At 68.6% G+C, this 23,870-nt stretch carries 23 protein-coding genes; 14 read left to right on the top strand and 9 right to left on the bottom strand.

Annotated features, from left to right (window positions below; all coding sequences use genetic code 11):
* Window positions 1-221: 221 nt before the first annotated feature.
* A complete protein-coding gene (locus ACFO8M_RS24915; RefSeq protein WP_387980533.1) occupies window positions 222-1,037 on the bottom strand; it encodes an SDR family NAD(P)-dependent oxidoreductase in 816 nt (271 codons plus the stop codon).
* A gap of 163 nt (window positions 1,038-1,200) precedes the next feature.
* Between ACFO8M_RS24915 and ACFO8M_RS24910 the strand changes: the two genes are divergently transcribed.
* The 5 genes from ACFO8M_RS24910 to rraA all read left to right on the top strand — a co-directional run bounded on the left by ACFO8M_RS24910 (window position 1,201) and on the right by rraA (window position 5,201).
* Window positions 1,201-1,812 (top strand): TetR/AcrR family transcriptional regulator, encoded by a 612-nt coding sequence (locus ACFO8M_RS24910; RefSeq protein WP_387980531.1) that lies wholly within the window; start codon window positions 1,201-1,203, stop codon window positions 1,810-1,812.
* A 233-nt stretch (window positions 1,813-2,045) separates the two neighbouring features.
* Window positions 2,046-3,635, top strand: a complete 1,590-nt coding sequence (locus ACFO8M_RS24905) for a cellulase family glycosylhydrolase (RefSeq protein ID WP_387980811.1) — start codon at window positions 2,046-2,048, stop codon at window positions 3,633-3,635.
* Window positions 3,636-3,880: 245 nt separating this feature from the next.
* Window positions 3,881-4,015 (top strand): hypothetical protein, encoded by a 135-nt coding sequence (locus ACFO8M_RS24900; protein WP_387980529.1) that lies wholly within the window; start codon window positions 3,881-3,883, stop codon window positions 4,013-4,015.
* 7 nt (window positions 4,016-4,022) lie between these two features.
* Window positions 4,023-4,673 (top strand): PaaI family thioesterase, encoded by a 651-nt coding sequence (locus ACFO8M_RS24895; RefSeq protein ID WP_387980527.1) that lies wholly within the window; start codon window positions 4,023-4,025, stop codon window positions 4,671-4,673.
* Between the two features lie 51 nt (window positions 4,674-4,724).
* The gene (gene rraA / locus ACFO8M_RS24890) at window positions 4,725-5,201 is read left to right on the top strand and encodes a ribonuclease E activity regulator RraA (RefSeq protein WP_387980525.1); all 477 of its coding nucleotides are present in this window, start codon (window positions 4,725-4,727) and stop codon (window positions 5,199-5,201) included.
* On the opposite strand, the gene ACFO8M_RS24885 is transcribed toward rraA, so the two are convergent.
* Both ACFO8M_RS24885 and ku read right to left on the bottom strand, forming a co-directional pair.
* Window positions 5,159-5,602, bottom strand: coding sequence for a hypothetical protein (locus ACFO8M_RS24885; RefSeq protein WP_387980523.1), 444 nt, complete (start codon window positions 5,600-5,602; stop codon window positions 5,159-5,161). The two genes, rraA and ACFO8M_RS24885, sit on opposite strands and share 43 nt — an antisense overlap.
* 137 nt (window positions 5,603-5,739) lie before the next feature.
* Window positions 5,740-6,678 carry a non-homologous end joining protein Ku gene (gene ku / locus ACFO8M_RS24880; protein WP_387980521.1) on the bottom strand — a complete coding sequence of 313 codons (939 nt, stop codon included), beginning with the start codon at window positions 6,676-6,678 and terminating at the stop codon, window positions 5,740-5,742.
* 122 nt (window positions 6,679-6,800) lie between these two features.
* Here ku and ACFO8M_RS24875 point away from each other — a divergent pair, with 122 nt between their 5' ends.
* The 8 genes from ACFO8M_RS24875 to ACFO8M_RS24840 all read left to right on the top strand — a co-directional run bounded on the left by ACFO8M_RS24875 (window position 6,801) and on the right by ACFO8M_RS24840 (window position 15,608).
* A complete protein-coding gene (locus ACFO8M_RS24875; RefSeq protein ID WP_387980519.1) occupies window positions 6,801-7,379 on the top strand; it encodes a DNA polymerase ligase N-terminal domain-containing protein in 579 nt (192 codons plus the stop codon).
* A complete protein-coding gene (gene ligD / locus ACFO8M_RS24870; protein ID WP_387980518.1) occupies window positions 7,376-8,317 on the top strand; it encodes a non-homologous end-joining DNA ligase in 942 nt (313 codons plus the stop codon). Before ACFO8M_RS24875 ends, ligD (ACFO8M_RS24870) begins: the two co-directional genes overlap by 4 nt.
* A 1-nt stretch (window position 8,318) precedes the next feature.
* The gene (gene ligD / locus ACFO8M_RS24865) at window positions 8,319-9,320 is read left to right on the top strand and encodes a non-homologous end-joining DNA ligase (RefSeq protein WP_387980516.1); all 1,002 of its coding nucleotides are present in this window, start codon (window positions 8,319-8,321) and stop codon (window positions 9,318-9,320) included.
* A gap of 264 nt (window positions 9,321-9,584) precedes the next feature.
* Window positions 9,585-9,875 carry a hypothetical protein gene (locus ACFO8M_RS24860; protein ID WP_387980514.1) on the top strand — a complete coding sequence of 97 codons (291 nt, stop codon included), beginning with the start codon at window positions 9,585-9,587 and terminating at the stop codon, window positions 9,873-9,875.
* Between the two features lie 90 nt (window positions 9,876-9,965).
* Window positions 9,966-10,307, top strand: coding sequence for a hypothetical protein (locus ACFO8M_RS24855; protein ID WP_387980512.1), 342 nt, complete (start codon window positions 9,966-9,968; stop codon window positions 10,305-10,307).
* A gap of 186 nt (window positions 10,308-10,493) precedes the next feature.
* Window positions 10,494-14,624, top strand: coding sequence for a WGR domain-containing protein (locus ACFO8M_RS24850; protein ID WP_387980511.1), 4,131 nt, complete (start codon window positions 10,494-10,496; stop codon window positions 14,622-14,624).
* Window positions 14,621-14,761, top strand: coding sequence for a hypothetical protein (locus ACFO8M_RS24845; RefSeq protein ID WP_387980510.1), 141 nt, complete (start codon window positions 14,621-14,623; stop codon window positions 14,759-14,761). Before ACFO8M_RS24850 ends, ACFO8M_RS24845 begins: the two co-directional genes overlap by 4 nt.
* Window positions 14,762-14,921: 160 nt before the next feature.
* Window positions 14,922-15,608 carry a TetR/AcrR family transcriptional regulator gene (locus ACFO8M_RS24840; protein WP_387980508.1) on the top strand — a complete coding sequence of 229 codons (687 nt, stop codon included), beginning with the start codon at window positions 14,922-14,924 and terminating at the stop codon, window positions 15,606-15,608.
* A gap of 57 nt (window positions 15,609-15,665) precedes the next feature.
* On the opposite strand, the gene ACFO8M_RS24835 is transcribed toward ACFO8M_RS24840, so the two are convergent.
* The 6 genes from ACFO8M_RS24835 to ACFO8M_RS24810 form a co-directional block, all read right to left on the bottom strand.
* A complete protein-coding gene (locus ACFO8M_RS24835) occupies window positions 15,666-16,529 on the bottom strand; it encodes an NAD(P)H-binding protein (protein WP_387980506.1) in 864 nt (287 codons plus the stop codon).
* A gap of 195 nt (window positions 16,530-16,724) precedes the next feature.
* Entirely contained in the window at window positions 16,725-17,564 is an 840-nt protein-coding gene (locus ACFO8M_RS24830; RefSeq protein ID WP_387980504.1) for a sugar nucleotide-binding protein, read from the bottom strand.
* A gap of 375 nt (window positions 17,565-17,939) precedes the next feature.
* Complete coding sequence (locus tag ACFO8M_RS24825) at window positions 17,940-18,653, bottom strand: MerR family transcriptional regulator (protein ID WP_387980502.1); 714 nt, start codon at window positions 18,651-18,653, stop codon at window positions 17,940-17,942.
* Between the two features lie 169 nt (window positions 18,654-18,822).
* A complete protein-coding gene (locus ACFO8M_RS24820) occupies window positions 18,823-18,993 on the bottom strand; it encodes a hypothetical protein (RefSeq protein ID WP_387980500.1) in 171 nt (56 codons plus the stop codon).
* 100 nt (window positions 18,994-19,093) lie between these two features.
* Window positions 19,094-19,402, bottom strand: a complete 309-nt coding sequence (locus tag ACFO8M_RS24815; RefSeq protein ID WP_387980499.1) for a hypothetical protein — start codon at window positions 19,400-19,402, stop codon at window positions 19,094-19,096.
* Window positions 19,403-19,774: 372 nt separating this feature from the next.
* Window positions 19,775-22,297, bottom strand: coding sequence for a tetratricopeptide repeat protein (locus ACFO8M_RS24810; protein ID WP_387980497.1), 2,523 nt, complete (start codon window positions 22,295-22,297; stop codon window positions 19,775-19,777).
* Window positions 22,298-22,452: 155 nt separating this feature from the next.
* Here ACFO8M_RS24810 and ACFO8M_RS24805 point away from each other — a divergent pair, with 155 nt between their 5' ends.
* Window positions 22,453-23,721, top strand: coding sequence for an MFS transporter (locus ACFO8M_RS24805; protein WP_387980495.1), 1,269 nt, complete (start codon window positions 22,453-22,455; stop codon window positions 23,719-23,721).
* The last annotated feature ends 149 nt before the right edge of the window (window positions 23,722-23,870 follow it).

The following is a 23,870-nucleotide window of genomic DNA, read 5'->3' as shown; positions in this document are numbered from 1 at the left end:
CGCTGACAGCGATAGGACTCTCAGCATGCGGGCCGTAGACCCGGCCGCAGAGAGCCGAAGCAGAGGAGCAAGCACCGGAGCCGGCCACCGTTCGCTAGCGGTGGCCGGGTCCGGTGCCCCAGGCGCATCTTCCTGAACTCGCGATGACGCTTGCGCCCCACTGAATCCATCACCTACAAGATCGATCGGGGCAAGCCGTCCTCAAGACCGCCTCGACCCCTTCATTCGGGGTCGGCCGAGCGAGCGGTCTTCTCCCAGGCTCGCCAGGTGTCGATGCGCCGTTCGTGGACGGCGAGGACCAGGTCGTAGCCCTGCGACGCCAGGATCAGGCGGGTGGGAGGCTCGGTCGCGTCGACGGCCTCGAACAGTGCCGCGACGCTGTCCTCCGCCGTGGGTGTCGGACCGTTGCCCCAGTTCGCCATCGCGTCCCGCAGAGGCTGGTACAGCGGGTTCGGTTCCGAGCGGTTGGCGGACGCGCCGGCCCAGTCGGTGGCGAAGCCGGACGGCTCGATCAAGGTGGTCTTGATGCCGAACCCGGCGACCTCGCCGGCCAGCGCCTCGGTGAGGCCCTCCAGCGCCCACTTCGAGGCGTTGTAGACGCCCAGGCCGGGGAACGCGGTCACGCCGCCGATGCTGGAGACCTGGACGATGTGGCCGCCGCCCTGCTCGCGCAGCAGCGGGATCGCGGCCTGTGTAATCCACAGTGCACCGAAGAAGTTGGTCTCCATCTGCGAGCGGGCCTCTTCCTCGGTCACTTCCTCGGTGGTGCCGAAGTGCCCGTAGCCCGCGTTGTTGACCACCACGTCGAGGCGGCCGAAGTGCCGGTGCGCGGCCTGGACGGCCGCGATGTCGGCACTGCGGTCGTCGACGTCGAGCTGCATCGGGAGCACGGCGTCGCCGAAGCGGTCGCGCAGTTCGTCCAGGGTGTCGGTGTTTCGGGCGGTGGCGGCGACCCGGTCGCCGCGTTCGAGTGCGGCGGTGGTCCAGGCGCGGCCGAAGCCTCGGGAGGCGCCCGTGATGAGCCATGTCTTCGCCATTGGAAAACCCTTCGATATCCCGGCGGGGGCCGGGGATTCGGCGTCGGGCCTCTTGCCGCGTCGCCGTCGTGTCTTCACTATACGCCAAACATGTCTCAGTGTGTCAAGTACAGCTCTGTGTGCTCGAGGCGACTCTTCGTGTCGGCCGGTGTAGCCTGGGGCCATGGAGGAGCCGAAAGTGGGACTGCGCGAGCGCACGCGCAACATGGTGCGCGAGGAGCTGGCGCAGGCAGCCCTCAAGCTGTTCGTGGAGCAGGGGTTCGAGGCAACCACAGTGGAGCAGATCGCGGCGGCCACCGGCCTGTCCCGGCGCAGCTTCCACCGCTACTTCTCCAGCAAAGAGGACGTGTTCGGGCAGTGGTTCGCGGAGACGGGCCGGCAGCTCGCCGCGGCCCTGGCCTCACGTCCGAATGAGGAGCGCCCTTGGTTTGCGCTGCGCCGATCCTTCGACGACCTCGTACAGGGAATGAGCGAGCGGCCCCAGTCGCTCCTGATCACCCGCATGATCCTGCACACCCCTGCGCTGCACGCCACTCACCTGCAGAAGCACGCCCTCTGGCGGGACGCCCTCGCCGACGTGCTGCAGCGCCGCCCGTCCGAGCACGGCCGCGAACTCGGGCGGTTCGCCGCGGCCGCGCTCGTCGGCGCCGCCCTGGCCGCCCTCGACTCAGCCCAGACCCAATGGGTGGCCGAAGACAACGAACAACCGCTCGGCGACCTCCTGGACCAGGCCATGAGCGCCATCGCTCCCCTGCCGGATCCGCGCCTGCCGTAACCGGCCAGCAGCGGCCCGTTGCCCTCCCCTGACCCCTTCACCGGCGCTTCGCCTATGGGATCGCCAGGGAACGAGCTCCCCAAAATCCGACGAAACCATTGACATTTGTAAATATTCTGATGGATCATCATTTTACTAGATGGTCCAACAAACTCCCCCTGTGAACCGCTCGGACCGCGCTCACCTGCGGCAGCACCAGGGAAGTCGAGAAAGGAGAACTCCTCGTGAGTTCGATGAAGAGAAGGTTCAGGGCCGCGTTCGTCGCAGTGGTGTTGGCGGTCGGGGTATCCATCACCGGCTGGACGTCCCCCGCGTCGGCCGACACCATGACCCAGCGCAACGCCTCGCAGATCATCGCCGACATGGGCGCCGGCTGGAACCTCGGCAACAGCCTGGAGGCCAACGCCAACGGCGTCCCGAATGAAACCGCGTGGAACAACCCGACCGTGACACAGGCACTGATCGACAGCGTGCAGGCGGCAGGGTTCGACACCATCCGCATCCCGGTGTCCTATCTGAACCACATCGGCCCCGGCCCCGACTACACGATCAACGCCGCCTGGCTCAACCGGGTCCAGCAGGTCGTCGACTACGCGTACAGCCGGGGCATGCATGTGGTCATCAACATGCACGGCGACGGCTACAAGAGCGTCACCGGCTCCTGGCTGATCTGCGACTCCTCGAACCAGACGGCGATCAAGGCCAAGTACCAGAAGGCATGGCAGCAGATCGCCACCAGGTTCCAGAACTACGACCAGCGGCTGATCCTGGAGTCCATGAACGAGGAGTTCGACGGGCAGTACGGCGACCCCACCCAGCCCTGCTACTCGAACATCAACAGCTACAACCAGATCTTCGTCGACACCGTGCGGCAGACCGGCGGCAACAACACCTCGCGCTGGCTGCTCGTCCCCGGCTGGAACACCAACATCGACTACACCACCGGGAACTACGGCTTCGCGATCCCGACGGACAACTACCGGTCCCCCTCGATCCCCAGCGGGGAGCAGCGGATCATGATCTCCGTCCACTACTACTCCCCGTGGGACTTCGCCGGCGAGGAGAACGGCACCATCACGCAGTGGGGTCGGGGCGCGACCAACCCGTCGAAGACGTCCACCTGGGGACAGGAGGACTACATGGACTCGCAGATGAAGAAGACCTACGATGCGTTCGTCGCCAAGGGGTACCCGGTCGTCGTCGGTGAGTACGGCTCGATCGACAAGTCCTCACACGACTCGGCGAACAACCAGTACCGCCAGGACTTCGCGCGCACCATGGTCGCGACCGCCAAGAAGTACGGCGCCGCCACCATCTACTGGGACAACGGCTTCAACGGGCAGTACGGGTTCGGGCTGTTCAACCGCTCCAACAACACGGTGACCCAGCCGGGCCTCGTCAACGCCATCATGAGCGGGCTCGGCTCGGGCCAACCGTCCGGCTCGACCGCGATCGTGGGCGCGGCCTCCAACCGCTGCCTCGACATCCCGAACGCGTCGACGACCAACGGCACCCAGGCGCAGCTGTGGGACTGCAATCAGCGCTCCAACCAGGCGTTCACCCGCACCACCGCAGGTGAGCTGAAAGTCAGCGGCAAGTGCCTCGAGGCGGCGGGCTGGGGTACCGCCAACGGCACCAAGGCGACGATCTGGGACTGCACGGGCGGCGCGAACCAGCGCTGGAACGTCAACTCCAACGGCACCATCACCAACGTCCACAACGGACTCTGCCTCGACGCCAACGCCGCCGGCACCGCCAACGGCACCTTGATCATCCTCTGGACCTGCAACGGCGGCGGCAACCAGCGCTGGACCCTCAGCTAGAGGCGGCACCCAGGCCCCGACCACCGCAGCCTTGACATGGGGCGGCGCCGCAATGCGGTGCCGCCCCTTCCAGGCTCTGCCGGGGTGCCGGTCTTCGTCCTGTGGTCGAGCACTACTGGGACTTGTACGCCAAGCGCGACCGGGTCGAGCAGGTCCACCCGGCCGCCTTCGCGCAGGCGTGATCGCGGCTCCGGACCGGGTGCGGAGGACATCACCGGGCGGGGCCGCGGTTCCGGTCCCGCCCGGTGGGTCTGGTGACGGCCAGTGGCGGGCTGACGTCCACCTCAGGGCCGAGCGGTATCGTCGCCTGGGGCGCGGGCGGGTCGATCGTGCGCCTAGCGGACCTCGCCGCCCTCGCGAAGCAGGAGATGGCCGAATAGGAGCGCCGTGAACACCGATGCATCGGAACTGAACCGGCGCCGCGAAGCGGTCGCCGCCCTCGGCAGCGGGCTGCGACGCCTGACCGAGTCCGCCGTCCGCTCCACCGCCGACCCCGAAACGCTGCGGCGCTTGGCCGATGAGGCCGAGAAGCTCGCCGCCGACCTGGAGGCGGCGGGCCGGCGCCCGCTCGGGGCGATCCCGGAGCTCGACGACCTCCGGATCGGGCAGCGCACCTTCAGCCCCGTCACCGGCGCCGGCCACCCGAGTGCGCCCCCGGTCATCGTGGAGCGCAACGAGAACTGCGTCAGGGGACGATTCACATTGGGCTTCGCCCACGAGGGCCCGCCCAGGTTCTCCCACGGCGGCGTGAGCGCGATGATCCTCGACGAACTCATGGGCTGGGCCGCCCGCACCACCGGCAGCCCGTCGATGACCGTGGACCTTGCGTTCTCCTACAGAGGCCCCGTGCCGTTGGGCGTGCCACTCATGGCCGAGGCCGAGGTGACCGAACAGGACGGCCGCTCGATCCGCGTCGAAGGTCGGATCACTCCCGAATCCCGGCCTGAAGCGGTCCTCGTGGAGGCGAGCGGGCGGTTCGTGACTCCCGAACCCGAGCAGATCAGCGCCCTCTTCCCCGGCTTGGAGCACCTGCTGTAGGACCAGCCGCGTGCGGTCGCCTCAACCAGTCACCAGAGCAAGGAGCATGAAATGACCGACTTCACCACCGCGGACCTCTACGACCAGTACGAAGAGCGCCTTGGATCATGCGACCTCCAGTTCCGCAGGTTCGGTGCCCGCCCCGCCTTCAGCGGGCGAATCGTCACCGTCCGGTGCTTCGAGGACAACGCCCTGCTCAAGTCGATCGTGTCCGAACCGGGCGAGGGCCTGGTCCTGGTCGTCGACGGCGGCGGCTCGCTCCACCGGGCGCTCATGGGCGACGTCATCGCGGGCATCGCCGCCGCCAACCGCTGGGAAGGCGCGGTCATCAACGGCGCCGTCCGCGACGCCGATGCGCTGAGCGGCATCGACATCGGCATAAAGGCCCTCGGCACCAACCCGCGCAAGAGCACCAAGACCGGCGCCGGCGAACGCGACGTCGTCCTCGAATTCGGCGAGTGCACTTTCACTCCCGGCGCGACGCTCTACAGCGACGCCGACGGCACCACGGTCCTGGAGCCGCGATAGCCCAGAGGGAGCCCCTCACGGCCTCGCGCTCGTTCGAAGCGTTTGGTCTGTTGGAACAGGTACCAGCTGAAGTAATGAAGCAGCTCGCGGTAATGCTCGGGGTCGGGAGTCTCGTCGGGGCGCGTCAGGGCCAGCTGGGAAATGTAGGACACGAGTTCGTCGCCGGGGTAGCTGATGCCGTCGGTGACGCCGGTCAGCCAGGTCAGCCAGGCCAGGCCGGGGTTGAGCGTGTCGAGTACGGCCCGGGTGATGCGCCGGGCGTGGTCGCCTAGGGCCGTGGTGCCGGTGAAGCTGGGCCAGTGCTCCACTTCATTGCCGATCGCATCGGCGACCGTCAGCGTCAACCCGTGCTTGCACGGGGAGTCGACCACCCAGTCCGGCAGTGGATATCGATCCTGCAAGGTGGCTTGCGCCCGAAGTCGGGTCGACCTGATCACGGGGCACGCCGTTCCTCCCGCGACAGAGAACGAACGCGCCGCCGGGCGTGCTGATTCCCAGTCAGTCCGTGACAGGGATCGAGTCTCCCCCACGCCGTCGTTCACGCGCTCTTCCGATTGCGCGTCGCCGACTTCTTCGCCGGTTGCTTGCGTGCCGTGGCCTTCTTCGCCGCCGCCTTGCGCGGAGCCGCCTTCTTCGCTGGGCGCTTTCTCGGAGACCCGGCCCGGTCGAGACTCTTCTGCAGCGCGTCCATCAGGTTGATCACTTCGGCCTTCGGCTGCGCCTTCGCCTTCGCCTTGGGCAGCTTGCGCCCGCGTAGCTTGGCCTTGATGAGATCCTCCATGGCCTCCTGGTAGGCGTCGCTGTACTTCTCGGGCTCGTAGGTGCCGCTCATGCTGTCGATGAGCGTGTCGGCCATTTCCAGCTCCTGCGCCGCCGCCTCGCCTTCGATGCCGCTGATTTCGGGCTTGCGGACTTCATCGGGCCACAGCATCGTGTGGAGGACGAGCACCCCGTCGTGGGGTCGGATGACGGCGAGGCACTCACGCCGGCGCAGCGCGATCTTCACCACGGCGATGCGACCCGAGTTGATCATCGCCTCGCGCAGCAGCACGTACGCCCGCTCCGCGAACTTGCCCGGTTGCGCGTAATAGGACTTGTCGAAGTGAATCGGGTCGATTTCTTCGGCCTTCACGAATTGCAGGACCTCGACCAGTTTCGAAGTACTCACCGGCAGGTCTTCGAAATCGCTCTCCTCGAGGACGACCACCTTGTCGTCCTCGCTCTCCCATCCTTTGACGAGCTCCTCGGGCGGCACAGGCTCGTCCTCGATCTCGCAGACCTTCTGGAGGTGAATTCTGCCCAGGTCGGGGGCGTGGTAATTGTGCAGGGGGACTTCGTGCGAGCTCGTTGCGACCTGCAGTTGGATCGGGATGTTGACCAACCCGAACGCGATCGCGCCGTTCCAGATGGACCGTGCCATGATCCCAGCATGACACTCAGGGTAACCGTATGCGTGCGATTTGTGATGGCTGCTCATATTTCGCATCGGCGCCCGCCACGCCCGCTGGTCCGTGTTTTGCCTGTTCAGAATGCATATACTGCCGCACGCCGTGCTCGCGCGTCGGTTTGTGGGCGCTGCGGGCCGGGTATCTCCCCCGCATGGCACGGGGCGGCAAGCTAGACGAATACCGGGCGAAACGGGATCTGGTGAAGTCCGGCGAGCCTGCGGGCGGACGCAAGCGGGCCGGAGGCGACCGGTTCGTGTTCCAGCGTCACGAGGCGAGGCAGCTGCACTTCGACTTCCGGCTGCAGGTCGAGGGCGTGCTCGTGTCCTGGGCGGTCCCACGGGGGCCCTCGCTCGACCCTACGGTCCGGCGGCTCGCGGTGCGGACCGAGGACCATCCCCTCGACTACGCCGAGTTCGAGGGCCGAATCCCCAAGGGCGAGTACGGCGCCGGCACCATCATCGTCTGGGACACCGGCACCTACCGCAACCTGACCGAGAAACGCGGTCAACCGGTCGCGATGGCCGACGCCGTCGAGCACGGGCACATCGTGGTGTGGCTGGAGGGCGAGAAGATCAGGGGCGCGTTCGCGCTGTCGCGGATGGGCGAGGGCGGTGACTGGCTGCTGGTCAAGAAGGACGACGAGGGTGCCGACCGGCGCCGCAAGCCCGCCAAGACGCAGCTCGCCTCAGTGCTGTCCGGGCGCACGAACAAGGACTTGGCGCAGGCATGAGCGGCTTTCAAGAGGTCATGCTCGCGACGCTCACCGAGCGTCGGTTCTCGAACGCGGACTGGCTGTTCGAACGGAAGCTCGACGGCATGCGCGCACTGTCGACCCGCGACCGCAAGCGGCCGGAACTCTGGTCCCGCAACAGGAACCGCCTCGACGAGCGCTTCCCCGAGCTCATCGAGGCACTCGCCGACCTCGGCGGCCCCCGCTTCACCGCCGACGGCGAGATCGTCGCCTTCGACGGCAAGCAGACCAGCTTCGCCCGCCTCCAGCCGCGCATCCACCCCACCGGCGACTCGCGTATCGCCGGGACCGGCGTCACCGTCCACTACTACCTGTTCGACCTGTTGTCCTACGACGGGCACGACCTGACTCGGCTGCCGTTGCGCGACCGCAAGCGGCTCTTGAGGGCCGCGTTCGAATTCCGCGACCCGCTGCGGTTCACCACGCATCGCAACACCGAGGGCGAGGCGTTCTACGCGGAGGCGTGCGAGCGGGGCTGGGAAGGGTTGATCGCCAAACGCGCCGCTTCACGCTACCGAGGTGGACGGTCGAAGGACTGGCTCAAGTTCAAGTGCGTGCACGACCAGGAGTTCGTGGTGGGCGGCTTCACCGACCCGCAGGGCTCGCGCGAGGGCTTCGGGGCGCTGCTCGTCGGCTACCACGACGGCCACGGCACCCTGCGGTACGCAGGCAAGGTCGGCACGGGATTCAACGACCGGACGCTGCGGGCGCTGCGCGAACGTATGAACGTGCTGGCCCAGGACCAGAGCCCGTTCGCCGACCCGGTCCACGAGCACGGCGCACACTGGATCCGCCCGGAACTGGTGGCGCAGGTGGGCTTCACCGAATGGACCACCGATGGCAGGCTCCGCCACCCGCGATACCAAGGCGAGCGCACCGACAAGCCGGCCGAAGACGTGGTGAGGGAGACGATCTGACATGGCGCCGCCTACGATCCACGTCGAGGAGCACGACATCAAGGTCTCCAATCTCGACAGGATGCTGTTCCCCGCAGACCATTTCAGCAAGGGCGACATGCTCCTCCACTACGGCCGGGTCGCCCCCGCGATGGTCCCGCACCTTGCCGGGCGCCCGCTGACCCTGCGCCGCTACCCGGAAGGAATCAGTTCCGGGGGGTTCTTCCAGAAGGACGCGTCCGACTACTTTCCCGACTGGATCAACACCGTCGAGGTGGCGCACCGACACTCCGACGGGACCGTCCGCTACGTCGTGTGCGAGGACGCCGCGACACTGCTGTACCTGGCGAACCAGGGCACCATCGAGTTCCACATCTGGACCTCGACCGTCGACCAGCTCGACCACCCCGATCGCCTCGTGATGGACCTCGACCCACCCGCCGGGGTCACCGTGGCCACGATCCGCTCGGTCGCGCGCCGAGCGCGAAAGCTCTTCACCGAGCTCGGTCTGACGCCGTTCCTCCAAGCCACAGGCGGACGCGGATACCACGTGGTCGCGCCACTCGACCGCTCCGCCGACTTCAGGTTCGTGCGCGACCTGGCCGGCGACATCGCCGACCACCTTGCCGCGGGCGATCCCGACCTGCTGACGACCGCGCAACGCAAGCAGAAGCGCGGGAACCGGATCTACTTGGATATGAATCGCAACGGTTCCGGGCAGACGTTCGTCGCCCCGTACTCGCTGCGCGCCCGACCCGGCGCCGCGGTCGCAACCCCGCTGGACTGGGCCGAGCTCGGCGAGTCCACCCCGAACGGCTTCACCGCGGCCTCGATCAGCAGACGCCTCGCACAGAAGACCGACCCATGGGCGGACATGGACGAACACGCCGCCGCCCCGGCCACCGCACGAAAGCGACTGGACGCCCTTGACCGCCGGTCTGCGAAGGCAGACTTACCCCGTCCACTCGTCCTCCGCCGCCAGCCAGCGCGCCCCTCCACCAGCAGCGGGAGAGCTTCCTGGTAGAGAGCTGCGTCTCCCGAAGTACCGGGTCGAAACCCTCCCCGGACTCGAACCCACACGCCTCCGACAACCACGATTCCGAGGAAACCAGTCCCCCTAACTCGGTGATGCTCGCCTTCGACAACCGGTAGGTCAGGTTCACGAGATAGGATGATGACTGGGAACACTGCGTTTGATCTGCGGTAACGCAAGGTTTGCGGCGCGTGTTCAAGCGAATGCGGACGCGATATCACCTTGCATTCCCTGACTGAACAGATAGGACTCCATGTGCTGACTCCGAACGTCATCGTCTGGCCCGGCCTCGGCGACATCGTGCCTTCCCGCGCACGGGTCCTGCGGGACGCGTTCCGCGACCACGGGTACACGCTTTCGCTCTTCTGCATCGCGAGCTGCGACGTGGTCGCCGAGATGACCTCCACCGACACCGGCCAGGTCTCGGTAGCGGTCGGGTCGACTGGTGGCACCAGCGGGTTCGCTGCCGTTGACGCCGAAGTCTTTGCGGCGGAAATGGCGGACTTCATCGAACGAGAACGGGCAGTGGGTAGCGCCCGCTCCTGAATATCCGCTGTCCCAGTTAGACGTACACCGGGCTGACTCCTGCGGCCCGGTGCCTGCCTGCCTGCCTGCCTGTCTTCCGGCGGCGAGAGCTTGTGTCACCAAGCTTCGTCGCAGGCAGGCACCGTCAGCCTCGTCCACCCGGCGCGGCTCGGCACCGACCTCGGTGCGTGGGGCCAGATCCTGGCCGACTACGAACCCGGCCTGACCTTCCCCCTGCCCGGAGGCGGGTTCGTCGTTCTCTCGCTCGACCCTGGCATTTCCGTAGGCAACCCCTCTGAGCTGCCGGAGCAGCAGGTCGTCGGGGTCTGCCTGTCCCACATCGAGGACTACCCGGCGTACGAGCGGCAAGAGCGCTCGCATCCGACCGAGATCGACCCGGTGATCGCCTCCGAGGTCCTCACCGGACTTGCCCGCGTCACCCGGATCGCTTGAGGAGGGTTGCCGCAGTGATATTCCAGAGCCGCTCAGATGCAGTGGCGCGCATCGGCTTCAGTCAATGAGACCAGGCGTGCTGCAGGAAGCGATGCGTTCGAACAGTCGGATGTCGCAGCCGTACGATACCGTCGCGCCAAACGATCGTTTGTATGCATCCCTGCGTACCGGACCCGAAGGAAACCCGTGACCGATCCGACCGCCTCCCGGCATTTCGGCATGCCCGTGCCCACTGAGATCGCCGACCACGCTCCCAGCCTGCTCACCTATTGGATGGGCGAGAGCGACGACTTGGTCGAGGCCCATCTCAGCATCAACTACGCGTACTTCGGAGCCGTCGACAAGTCCTTGAGCGGCTTCGTGGTCGTCGACGATGAGGGCGACGACTACACGCTGGTCGACGTGCGCGGCGGCGGGCAGGTGTGGTGGCAGAGCCACGAGACCCGCGACCTGGAGCTGCAGTTCAATTCGTTCGCGGATTGGAAGGCGTTCAAGCGCGAGGTCGAGGAGGCCGACGAGAACGACGGGCGCGACCAATGGGACATTCGAGAGGCTTGGGGCACGCCAAAAGAGGTCGAGCGTGACGGCACGGCACCGACCTCGGCGGAACTGGCGGACCGCTACCAGTGGCTGGTGTGGTTCCTCGCCCAGCCGCTCATCCATGAGGGAAGGCCCACGCAGAAGGCGGAGGATTTCGCGTCCAGCGGCGCCGGGCACTTCATGCAGCTCTGGCCGAACCCCGAAGCCGAGCGTTCGGCCTTCGAAGCGGAACTGCCGCTGACGGCCCGGGACCCGCAACTCGCCGTCTACTGGTTGCTGCACACCGGGATCCTCGCGCAGGACGAGTACCGCGCGCGGTTGCTCGCGGTGCTCGACGAGCGGGAGCAGCCGGAACTCGTGCAGTCGTTCCGGGCCGTCTTCGGGGAGCTGGCATTGGACGGGGACGTGCCGGTCGTGTCCGACTTCCGGGAGCGGCGGGCCCTCGTACAGCAGTATCGTTGCGCCCCTGAGGACGGCGAGCGGGCACGGGCTGCGCTGCGGGCCATGGTGATCGACCCGGAGCATCTCTCGGTGGGGCGCGCCAGCTGGGTCCTTCACGCGCTCGACAATGAGCTCTTGGACGAGGGCGAGGTCATCACGTCACTCGTCGGCGCGCCGGTCACCGCCGGTACGGCGCTCGTCCGGGCCGACATCGACCGGCGCGCCGGGATGGAGTCCAGCGAACATGCCGCCGCCGCAATGCGGATGGCACTTGCGAGCGAGGACGACTGGCCCGCCCGGTTCTGGGGGTTCGACCACACTTTCAAACTCGTCGTGGATGCGGGCCTGCTCGCCGAGGCCGGTGCGCTGGCGCTCGGCAAGGACCCGTACGTGCGCGTCGGCCTCGACATGGTCGCCCGGGCCCATGAACTCGGGGCGGACGACACGGTGCTGAGCACTATCGAGCTGCTGCGTCGGAGGCCCCTGGCGGAGGCTTCATCCGAGGTCCTCAAGGCGCTCAAGGAATCTCCTGAGGAGAGCCGCGAGATTCTTGGAGCCGTCACCGATCCGGAGGTCGCCGAGGTGCTGGCGCAGCGGCTGCTGTGCCGTGCCGACTTCGACAAGCTCGACGCCGCCGCGATCGAGTGGGCCGTCACCGCCACGCTGGCCGGGAGCCATCCGGACAAGGTCGAGCTCGCCGGGCGAGGTCTGGAGCAGCTGCCGCTCGACGCGCTGGAGGGCGTCGTCAAGGTCCTCGGCGATTCGGTGGATGCCGTGGACAGTCCGCTGGTACCGGTCCTGGCGCGGATCCTGGAGCGGCTGCCCGAGCCCGACGCCGGGGACTTCCTCGCGGGGATTCAGACCGACGACGTCAAGAAGGCCGTGTTCCGCATCCTGTTCCCGTTCGCCCGCGAACCCGTGGTGTTCGACGCGTTCATGAGGCTCGCGGCGGAGCCGGCCACCGAATCCACGGTTGAACAGCTCTGGAACAAGCTCTTCAGCCCGTATGAGGAGAGCACCTACCTGTTGCCGCAGCTCAGCGACGAGCAGGCCGAGCGCGCCTCCCGGGCCATGGTCGGGACCATTCTCGAGCACCCCGGCATCCAGGCCCGGAACTCGGCCGGCCATCAGCTCTACCGGTTCCATCACCTCGGCGCGCAGGACTTCCTGCTCGCCGCGCTCGTCGAATACGGGGACCGCTACGCGAACGCCACGCCCGGCGGCCGCGAGCTGAGCCACGGCCAGACCGAGGAGAGCCAGCTTCAGACAGTCGTCGACAACCTGTATTCGGCGGTCGCGAAGCTGAAGACGCCCGAGTCGCGGGCGGCGCTCATCGAACGACTGTGGACCGAGCGGCGTTCCATGTGGCGCATGGGCAACGCGATCTCCGACATCTACTCCCCCAAGGTCCACGTCGAGGTCATGCGGCGGTTGCGTGAGACCCGCGACCACTTGGCGGCCGCCCACTACGCCTACGCACTCGACGACCACGTCGAGAAGCGCCACCCGAAAGTGAAGCTGCTCGCCGAGATCGCCACCTGGCCGCTCCCGGAGGATTCGGAGGTGCGGCGGCAGTTCAAGTACGCGCTCATCGTCGGCATCGAGGCCGCCTTGGCGGCCAAGGAGTTCGAACTCGTCCGCACTGCATATGCGCTCGCCGAGTCGATGGGTGACGAGGCGATCGAACCCGATGCTCTGGTGCGGCACCACAACTGGACGAATCCGCTCTCCGAGAAGGAGACCGAGCGCGCCCTGAAGCAGGTGCTCTCCGGCGAGGCGGACGTCGTCCGGCGGCAGCTCGTCCAGGCGGGTGAAGCCGCCAGGGCCGCAGAGGAACCGCTCGTCAAGATCACCGACGGGGAGCTTGAGGTCCTCGCCGGGTGCGCCGTCGCGCGCAGGCTGCTCGCCGACAAGGCCACGGGTGAGATCTGGTTCCTCGACACCGAAGGCGAGATGCACGCCTTCGACGGATACGGCCCCACCGGGCTGTCGTTCCGCGTCGAGCCGCTCGGGGCGGAGCTGACCCCGGCGTTCCTGACGGGTGTCGCGGAGCGCACCGAGCACGCGGTCCTGTGGGCCAAGGGCGCGCAGGAAGTCGCCGACCTCGCCCGGTACGGCGAGCGGATCGCCTGCCACTGGGGCGTCAACTCCGGCATGCTCGACGGCCGCGGCCTGGTCTTCGACGGACCCGAAGCGGCGGCCGCCGCGTTCGCGCGGCTCAAGGCCACCGCGGAGGCCGCGAAGTACATCGAGCGCGACCCTTGGTACGTGCCGGGCGCGGGCGCGGTCAAGCGCCGCTTCTACAGGCCTGGCGGCGAGGTCACCGAAACGATGGCGTTCGACCCGGCGACGTTCGCCGTCGACGAGTCGAAGGCCCGCGAGCTGGACCAGTGGGAACTCGCCGTCCAGCGCGACGAGGGCTGTGCGCTCGCGGTGATCGAGACGACCACTTGGGACGGTTACAAGGTGCGCGAGGACCTGACCGTCGAGGAGTGGATCAAAGCCAGGATCCGCCAGGACTCGCAGAGCGCGGCGTGGCACGTGCGGGCGCTGGGCGAGATCGCCGAGTACCTGGGATCGCACGGCTTCACCGAGGGAGGGCTGTCGTCCCTGACGGTCGAGATCGGCTCGGGCGCATCCGAAGCCGAGATCGAGGCGTTCGAGGCGAGCCGCGAGCAGCCCGTCCCCGACGAGCTGCGGACCCTTTGGCGCGAGGTCGGCCACGCGAGCTGGTCGGTACAGGGCTCGACCGTGCGGTTCCTCTCCCCCGGCGAGGCGCTCGCGCGGCGCCACGAGGCGCGGGCCGCGGGCGCGGCACTGCTGGCGAAACTGCCGCCGAACCAGGCGGAACCGCTGATCCCGGTCGTCGCCTCCCTCGACGTCCTCACCGTCGACGCCGATGACAGGCCGCACCTGGCGCTGAGCGCCGTGAAGCGCTTCCCTGACGATGACCGCATGTTCGTGCGGCTCGGCGAAGACCTCTCGACCGCCTGGTGGGAGAGGTCGCTGCCGTGGATGCTCGCGGTGGGGCCCCTTGCGGCGTTCGCGGAGGCCGTCATCGCGGTCGCGCCCGAGACGCGGATGCTGTTCGGCGGGCAGGTGCTCGGCCCAGGGCTGTCGGTGCGGCGGTTCGAGGCCGACTCGAAGAGCGGCCGGAAGTTCTGGGAGGTCGTCACCGATCCCGGACTCGACCTCGCCGCGACCCGCTACGGCAGGCTCGGCTCCGACGGGAAGGTCGACACCAAGCGCTGCGGCGACCCGGCCAAGGCCGCGAAGAAGGCCGCGAAGCTCATCGCCGCCAAGGAGAAGCAGGGCTACCGGGAGATCGCGGCGTGATCCCGGTGCACGTTCCGGCCCGGCTCGGGATCGACTTCGGCACCTCGCATACGGTCGCGGTGGTGGGGAGGCCCGACGGCCGGGTCGAGTCGCTCATGTTCGACTCGTCGCCGCTGCTGCTCGGAGGCGACCACTGAGTACACCGCTCACGCCGACACGGTGTGGGCGCTCGACGCGACGCGGGAGGCCCCGGCCGTGCGGCCGGGGCCTCCCGTTCGTTCACCGTCCGCCTCTCGAACCGGCGTGCGCCTAGAATCCAGGAAGGTTTACTTCTGATCGGCGAGGGGCGGCGGCGCAGTGGCAGGCAAAGCACGCAAGAGGACCGGTCAGGAGCGCGAGCGTCTGCTGCAGCGGAACGCCGAGCGCGGCCCGACGACGACCGGCGCGGCGGGCGCGCTGCTGCCGCCGCGCGCGACGAGCACCGGGACGCTGCGCAAGATCCACGAGGAGGCACTGCTCCAGTTCGGTGCCCGCGGGTACCACGCCGTCTCGATCCGCGACCTCGCCGGAGCGGTGGGCATCCATCCGAGCACGGTCTACTCCCATGTGAAGTCGAAGCAGGAGATCCTGTCGGAGTTGATCCGTATCGGACACGAGGAGCAGGCCCAGCGTCTCACTCAGGCCGTCGCGGATGCCGGGGACGACCCGGTCGATCAGATCACCGCGATGGTCGCCGCGCTGGTGCGGCTCCATGCCGACTATCCGCTGCTCATGCGGGTGTCGAACCGGGAGTTGGAAGCGCTGGCGCCCGAGGAGCGCGAGGCGGCGTACGCCTCGCGCGTGAGGGCCGAGGCCGCGGCGGTCGCGATCATCGAACGCGGCCGGAAGCAGGGCCTGTTCGGCGATTTCGAGCCGCTGCTGGGCATGACCGCGCTGGGTTCCATGGGCATCCGGGTCGCCGAGTGGTGGCGGCCGGAGCTGGGGATCGATGTGGACGAGCTGGCCGAGACGTACGCGAAATTCGCCCGAAAGGTCTTGAGCTGAGCCGAACGAGGGCTTGCCGGTCGATCGCTCAGCCGACGACGGGCTTCCGGCGGCCGGTCATCGGGTCGGTCCTGCGAAGACTGCGGCGTGGTCGGTGATCCAGTCCCGGTAGGTGCGGGCCGGGCGGCCCAGGATCTTCGGCACCTCGTCGCTGAGCTCGGGCGTCTGCCCGCCGAACGCCGCATAGCGCGCCACGAAGGACGCCGCCAGCTCCGACGGCAGGCCCATGGCCGCGATTCGATCGACGAACGCGAGCACGGATTCCTCTTCGTACCGCAGGGGTCTGCCGGTGACCTCAGCGATCACCGCGAGCATCTCGGCCTGTGTAAGGGCCTCGGGTCCGGTGAGGACCGGCTTGCGCCCCAGGAGCTCGTCGTCGACGAGGGCCCGCGCGGCGACTTCTGCGACGTCCCGCGGGTCGATGACGGCCTCGGCGAAACCGGCGTACGGCCAGGAGACCGTGTCCCCGAGCCGCAACTGTCCGGCCCACAGCGGGACCGCCATGCTGGCGTAGACCTGCGGTCGCAAGCTGACCCATTCCAGTCCGCTGTCCTCAACGACCGCTTCGCATTCGCGGTTTCGGTCGCCGATGTGCCGCGAGGGCTGGAGCGCGAAGTCCTGCTCCACGTTGTACGCCGCAAGCGCGACCAGCCGGGTCACGCCGCGCTGCTTCGCGAGGTCGGCGAACTCCACGCAGGAGTCGCGGATCGCCGAGGAGTTGAGGAACACCGCCCGCACTCCCGCCAGGTGCGCTGCGATCGACACTGGCCGCGACGGATCTCCCGCCACGACCTCCACCCCTTCGGGGAACCGGGCCCGCGACGGATCCCGGGTGAGGGCCCGCACCGCCATTCCTCTCGCGTGCAGGGCCGCCACCAGGGGACGGCCGATCGTTCCTGTCGCACCGGTAATGAGGATCATGACGCTCCCGCTTGAGTCGCTTGGTCTTTCGCTTGCGGCCAAGCCTCTCGCTTTGGTCCCCTGCGTACATCGCACCTGTGGCGACCCTTCGGCCTACTACCCCAGGCTCAGCGACCGTGCGCTCTCACCTTTGGGGCGTAGTCCCGGTCATCAGGCTTCCAGGCCGTGCCGGATGAGTCGGACCAGGCGGCGCACTCATTCGAAGTCAAGCCAGTGCTCGGGGCCTCGAGCCGCAATGATGTCGTCGTAGCCTGAGCGGTAGTCGGGGTATCGCAGAGTTCCGAGGAGCGATGCGAGCCGCTCGCCCGAGATGATGTGTCCGCTCGGCTGGGTGGGCAGCGCCGGCGGCGCCGGGATCTGCAGTCGCCGCGCGATGTGATCGGCGACCTCGCCGCGTGTGGCCGGGTGGTTGTCCACCGCGTGCAATGTCCGCGGCGGCTTCGGTGCACGCAGCAGTTCGCGCAGCGCGCTCACCAGGTCGGTCTCATGGATTCGGTTGGTGCGCCGTTGCCGGTCCATGGGGATGCCACGCGCAACCTGACGGATCAGATGTTCTCGGCCCGGCCCGTAGATCCCCGCCGGGCGAATGACGACCGCGTCGAGCAGGCGCCGGGCCTCGGACTCACTGTCCAGGAGGGCTTGTGCGCGCGGACTCGCCGGGCTGGGGATGTCGTCCTCGGTGAGCGTCCGGAGGCCCGGATCACCGTCGAACACGCGGGTCGAGGACACCAGGATGACGCGCCGCGGCCGAGCGGGCAGGGCCACCGCGAGTCGACGCAGCGGGTTCACGAGGTCTGGCGATTCGCGTTCGGCAGCGCCCGGTGTCAGGGTGACGACCATGGAGTCGACCGATGGGAGTTCGGCGGTGAAGGGCCGGCGGTAGTCGAGCGCGATGCCCGTGAACGACCGAGGGAGTACGTCGATGTCGCGTCGCACCGCGAACACCCGATGCCCCGCCTCGATGAGCGCTTCACCGAGTCGGATGCCGACCTTCCCGCAGCCGAACAGGAGCACGGAGGAACTGAGGTTCTCCATCACCCGCCCCTCCTCTTCGACATATCTACGATAGCCGCATGTGCGATCGACGCGGCCGTGCCGCGAAGCCGAAGTGCCGGGCGGCGTTGTCGGAGGTCTCGCAGAGCCCAGTTCCCTCTATTCGAACCCGAGACCCCAGCTAGGCACCCTTCTGAACCGCCTCACGGACGCGGGCCCCAGCACAATCAAGCGGATCCTCGAGGGCAGGTTCCCTTCGAGGCAGGCGATCCGGTCCTGTTCTTCACCGCCGGGTACGACTCGGCGGCGCTGTTCCAGCAGACAGGCCCGGCCTTCCCTTCTTCTGTCCTGATGGTTGAACGATCCTTCGCGGAGCGCTCCGGAGGAAGGTGGTCGGGCTTCCTCCGGAACCGCTTGTCAGCGCTGGGTGAGCGAGATGCGGTTGCCGCTGGGATCGGCGACCACGGATCGGCGGGGCGCGTAGTCGGTCTCGAAGGGCGGCTGGATGAGCGCGGCACCTGAGGCGAGCGCGGCCGCGTGCGCGCCGTCCAGGTCGTCGACATAGAGCCCGAACATCGCGGGACCGAACCGGCCGTCCGTGCCCGCCGATGCATCGAGCGTCAGCAGGAAGAACGAGTCGGTCTCCCACGCGCCGAACTGGAACGAGGAGATGGTCTGGTCGTATTCGAGGCCGAAGGCTTCGGTGTAGAACCTGACGGTCGCTTCGAGGTTCCGGGCCGGAATGGTCACCTGTACCACCCGGTCCTCCTTCACTGTTCTCATGTCAGTCCCTTCTTCGTAGTGCCGGCCGATGGTCTCGGCCAGTCGCGCGATGGCATGAGCCCGCTCCAGGAGCCGCTCGCGGTGCGCGTGGAGCACCGCCGCGGCGTCCGGTCCGCTCTGCTCGGCCAGCAGGGTCCGGATCTGGTCGATGGGCAGGTCCACTGACCGCAGGTGGCGGATCAGCGTCGCCTGCGCGGCTTGGTCGAGTCGGTAGCGCCGGTATCCGGTGCCGGGATCGACCCGGGCCGGCGGCAGCAGATCGACCTCGTCGTAGTGGCGCAGCGCCGGTATCGACAGGCCTGTCTTGACGGAGAACTCGCCGATGCTGAGCAGTTCGCGGTGACTCATGCCGACCACGCTATGGGCTCCGGTTACCTGAGGGTCAAGCCTCGGCCAGCACTCTTCTGGCACCTCGCGGCGATCTGGCAGCCGTCGAGGCAGACCGCGGACCAGTCGATCGCACTCAGCGCGTGGACATCGAAGTGCAACAGGTGATGCAGGGGGCCCGGGTCTACCTCTAGCGGCGCGGCATCCTGGCGGTGATCTCGCAACGGAAGGCCGGGTCGGCCAGCATCCCGGCACCACTGAAGCCGGGCACGGTCAGGTACTGACCATCAAGGTTCACGTCCACCAGCCCGGTCCGGGCCGAGGGTCGCAACCGCGCGTCGACGCCGTCGAGCCGGACCATCGCGGTCCTGCGAACATGTCGCGCACCACCTCGGCACCCGCCTCGGCGCCAGAGAGGTACGGGTTCCCTCCAAGCAAGTCAGCGTGGGGTGAGGGCAGCGTTAGAGGTCTAGCGGCCATCCTTCCGGGCCACTGGCGTGAAGCTGTACAACCTCGTCGCCTGCCTTCACCGCGGCACCGATGACAAGCGCTTCCGGTCCGATCTCGATCTCCGCGTCCCCGTGCACCAACGACAAGGTCATCCCGCCGTCGTTGATGGTGGTCGCTTGTTCTTGCGTGAGGGGTTCAGTGTGGAATTCGGCGCCCTGATGGTCCGGGGTGCCGAGGCGGAAAAGCACTCGCCCGTCGATAGGGTGTTCGCCGTCGACGTGGAGCGTGCCGGCGTCAAGGTGTGCGTAGTCGCTGAGCATGGTGCTGATCGTATGGCGCGGTGAGTGGCGGCGATGCGAAATCGCGGACGAGGAACGAACGGGCCGCGGCGGACCACTCCCACCGATCGATCGTGGTGATCTCGTACCGCACGTCGGGGTTCTCCGCCACGTCGATGGTCGGCTCGCAGGGTCTCGATCCGGTCTGACATGCTGTCGCGCTCGTGCTCCAGGATGCCCAGCGTCTCCGGGGTCGCCCCCAGGATGTGGATGATCCCGGGCTGGGTCGTGGTCGGCGCCCGTGCGCACGCCTTCCCGGCCAGGCGCCCTGGCCTCAAAGGCCCCGGGACGACTCGGGACGCGCCTCAATCCTCATGAGCCTCATGGAGATCCGGGCCTTCGACTGGGCGATGTCTACGCCGAGCGGTGTGCGAGTTTTTCCCGGACTTCAGCGGCGCTCGGGTGTTCGAGGTCCGAGAGGATGTCCAGTGCCTCCTGCCAGGCCTCGCGGGCGGAGTCGGGATCTCCGGAGGAGAGGTGGAGGTCGCCCAAGGACGAGAGCGTCTCACCCTCGGCGAGGCGCTCGCCGAGTTCCCGGTTGCGGTGGAGGGTCTGCCGGTAGTAGCAGCCGGCCCGATCGTGGTTGCCGAGTCGGTGGTGGATGAAGCCGAAGCTGTCCCAGATGGCGGCCTCCAGGTGGCGACGGTGACCGCTTTCGAGCTCCTGGCAGGCATTGAGCGCCTGCTCGCAGAAGTCGAGCGCTTCACTGTACTCGCCGAGTTGCGCGTGGTACCAGCCGAGCGAGTTCAGCCCGCGGGCCACGCCGACGCCGCTTCCCGCGGCCTTGAACAGCTTCAGGAACTGCCGGGTGTGGTCGAGCGCCTCAGCATAGTGCCGCTGCTGGTCGGCGAGGACGGCCAAACTGTGGTACGTCGCCGCCTGTCCTGTCAGGTCACCCACTTCGGCGGACAACTCCAACGCCCGCATCAGATGCGAGCGGCTGTCCTCGAACCGGCCGAGCCGGGTATCGCTCCAGGCCAGGCCGCGGTGGTTGTGCGCTTGCGCGACCGGTTCGCCGAGCCGCTCCGCCGCGCCCAGAGCGGCGTGCTGGAGGGCGCTCTGGGCGCGCAGACGGCCCCGCACGGAGAAGAACCCGAAGAGCGCCCAAGCCGCCTGCCAGACCTGGACGTCGAACTCACCGGCTTCCTGATTGAGCGCGGTGGCGGTCATGCCCGGATGCTCCGCTTCGAACCAGGCCAGCGCCGTCTCCCGCTCGGTGAAAGTCTCGGGGACGCTGCCGCGGCACGGTTCAGCGAGCGGAAGGGCGAGCTCGTGCGTGCTCGGCTGCAGCAGGAGGGCCGCCGGATACGCGGTGTGGACGTAATGGTCGAGCAGCCGACGCATCGCGTCTCGGCGCTCGGCCGTGGAGTCGGTGCGGCCCGCCAGCGCCGCGGCATGGTCGCGTAGGAGGTCATGGAAGGAGAAGCGGCCCCGGGCGTCCTCGGTGAGCAGGTTCGCCCGCGTCAGCTCCCTCAGCGCGGTCCGGGTGTCGCCGACGCCCAGTCCGGTGAGGCTGGTCGCCAGGGCAGCGGTGGCATCCGCACCGGGGTTCAGGCCGAGCAGCCGGTAAGCCCGCTGGGCCGTGGCGGTGAGATGGCGGTAGGACCGGTCCATGGCCGCGGCGACCGAAGTGGACGGGTCGGTCGGTCCCACGTTCAAGTGGCCGAGCCGGTCTCCGGCCAGGGTTCGGGCGTAGTCGCCGATCGAGGCCGAGCGCGAGTGGTGGGTGAGGTAGTTGGCCGCCGCGATGTGGATCGCCAGGGGCAGGTGTCCGCAGGCGGCGGCGAAAGCGGCGATCTCCTCTTCCTCGGCGCCCTTGATGGTCAGCCGCCCCAGCAGGTTCCGAAGCAGCGAGGCGGCCTCGGTCGAGGCGAGGGTGTCCAGCGCCAGGTTCGTGATGCCGGAGTGGGTGGCGTGCAGTCCGTCGAGCCGGTTGCGGCTGGTGATGACCACCAGGCAGTCCGCCTCGGTGGGCAGGAGGGGGCGGACCTGGGGCTCGCTGTGGGCGTTGTCGAGCACGATCATCAGGCGCCTGCCCTGCAGCGCCTCTCGGTACTGCGCGGCGATCGCGTCGGGATCGTCGGGCACGGCCTGGGGTTCGACGCCGAGCTGCTCCAGCAGCTTGGTCAGCGCCTGCTCGGGGCTGGTCGGCGGTACGTCGGCGTAGCCGTTCAGATTGAGGTACAGGCACCCGTCGGTGAACCTCGCCCTGACGGCTCGGCTGCGGGCCCAGTGGACGGCGAGCGCGGTCTTGCCGACGCCGCCGATGCCGGTGAGGGCGGAGATGACCACCGCCCGGCCGCGTCGGTGCTCGCGCAGGAGCCGGTCGAGGCGCCGCAGCTCCTCGTTCCGGCCGGTGAAGGCCCGGTCGTCGGCGGGCAGGCCGCGGGCCGGCCAGTCGGCGGCCGGCGGGGCCGCGTTCAGGGAGGTGCCGGTCAGGCGGCGCCGGACCTCGTCGAGCTGCACGCGCTGGCGCAGGCTCAGGCCCAGGCGGGGATTGCTCAGGAGCAGGTCGAACCGGTCGGGCTCGTCCCCGGCCGGGGGTCGCGGGAGGTGCTCGCCCCTGATCCAGTAGTAGATCGTCCCCCGGCTCACATCCTCAGTGGACTCTGCGATCTGCCTGACGGTGCAACCGGAGTCGGCGATGCGGGCACGGAGCCAGCCGCCGAGCTTGGCGGGGGTGTCGAGGTGCGCGAACTCGCCGCGCTCGTCCTCGATGCGACGTCCGGCGAGCCAGGAGCGGACGGTCTCCTCCCCCACGCCAAGGTCGCGGGCGACCTCGGCGACGGACCGGCCGGTGTCCGAGAGGTGGGCGGCCAGCCATGAGGAGAGCCGGGCGACGATGTCGGGGCCGGGCGGGAGTGGACTCGCAGTCACGGAAGTGCCTCCGCTGGGGGTGGGACCGATGCGCCGAGGACCGGTTCAACGTAGTTCAACGGCCTCTTCTCGTCAACGCCCACAGGGGATTCAATGGCGCAGTCCGCCCCGGCCGATGGGCCCTGTGCGGGACGTGGACCATCCAAAGGAGCGGTATGGCAGCGCAGACGGCCCGGTTCCGCGACGTGTTCGCCGTCGGCGAGTTCCGGGTGCTCTGGATCGCCCAGACGCAGTCGCGCATCGGCGACCAGTTCGCCAGGGTGGCGCTGGCGCTGCTGGTGTTCGAGCGGACGTCGTCGGCGGCCCTCACCGCGCTCGTGTACGCCTCGACGTACCTGCCGCCCTTGCTCGTCGCTCCGCTGTTGGCCGGTCTGGCCGACCGGTACCCACGGCGGACGGTGATGTGGACCGTCGAGGTGCTGCGGGCGGTGCTCATCGGGGTCATGGCGATCCCGGCCGTGCCGCTCCCGGTGCTCGCCGTCCTCGTGGTGGCGGTGTCCTGCCCCGACCCCCTGTTCTCGGCCGCCCGCATCGCCACGCTCCCCAGGGTGCTGCCGGACGGCCGCTATCAAGTCGGCATGAGCATCAGCAGCTCCACCGACGGCATCGCGCAGATCGCCGGCTTCGCCCTGGGCGGGGTCATCGTGGCGGCCACCGGCAGTCCGCACCTGGTGCTGGCGCTCGACGCGGTCTCGTTCCTGGTCTCGGCCGCGCTCCTGCGCTGGGGGCTGCGCCCCCATCTTCCCGAGCCCGATTCAGCCGGGAGCTCCTCGCGCGCAAGCGGATTCGCTCTCGCCGGGATCAGGCTGGTGGCGGGGAACCGGAACCTGATGGGCCTGGCCTCGCTGGTCTGGATGTTCGGGTTCTTCGTCGTCCCCGAGGCCATGGCCGCGCCGTACGCCGCTGAGCTCGGCGAAGGCGAGGCCGCCGTCGGCCTGCTCATGGCGGCCGACGTCGTCGGCATGGTGGTCGGCGCGCTGCTGGTGGCCCGGCTCCGAACGGGCCTGCGGCGGCGATTGACGGTGCCGCTCGCGTTCGCCGCTGGACTTCCGTTGGTCGCCACGCTGGTCGCGCCGGGCCTCCCGGGCACGGTCGCCCTGTGGGCGCTGTCCGGTCTGCTGTCGAGCTACCTCGTCCTCGCACAGGTCAGGTTCGTGCAGCTGGTGCCGGACGGGATGCGCGCCCGCGCCGTCGGATTCGCCGCCGCGGGCCTCCAGACCGCCCAGGGCCTGGGAATGGTGATCGCCGGCGGCCTCGCCGAGGCGATGTCACCGTCCGCGGCGATCGCGGTGTGCGGCGCCGCCGGTTCACTCGGCGCGGTCGTGATCGGCCTCGTCTTCGGGCTCGCCACACCGGACGAGCCGCAAGCTCCCGAGCGGTCCCAGGCGCTCGCCGAGGACCGAACGGAACCGAGTCGAGCGTGAGAGAGGAGGAGTCATGACGAACAACAACCACGTCCAGAAGGACAGCACCTGGCGCTAGCACCCGCTCACCGCACAGTGAGGGGCCGATGCACGTTCGGGCTCCGCGCCCCAGGAGCGCGAAGGTCCCCTGCCGATTTCGACAGGGGGCC

The organism is Glycomyces rhizosphaerae (assembly GCF_042647865.1).
GTDB classification, from domain to species: domain Bacteria; phylum Actinomycetota; class Actinomycetes; order Mycobacteriales; family Micromonosporaceae; genus Glycomyces; species Glycomyces rhizosphaerae.
Note: the sequence above shows the minus strand (reverse complement) of the source record. Positions and strands in the feature narration are given on the sequence as shown.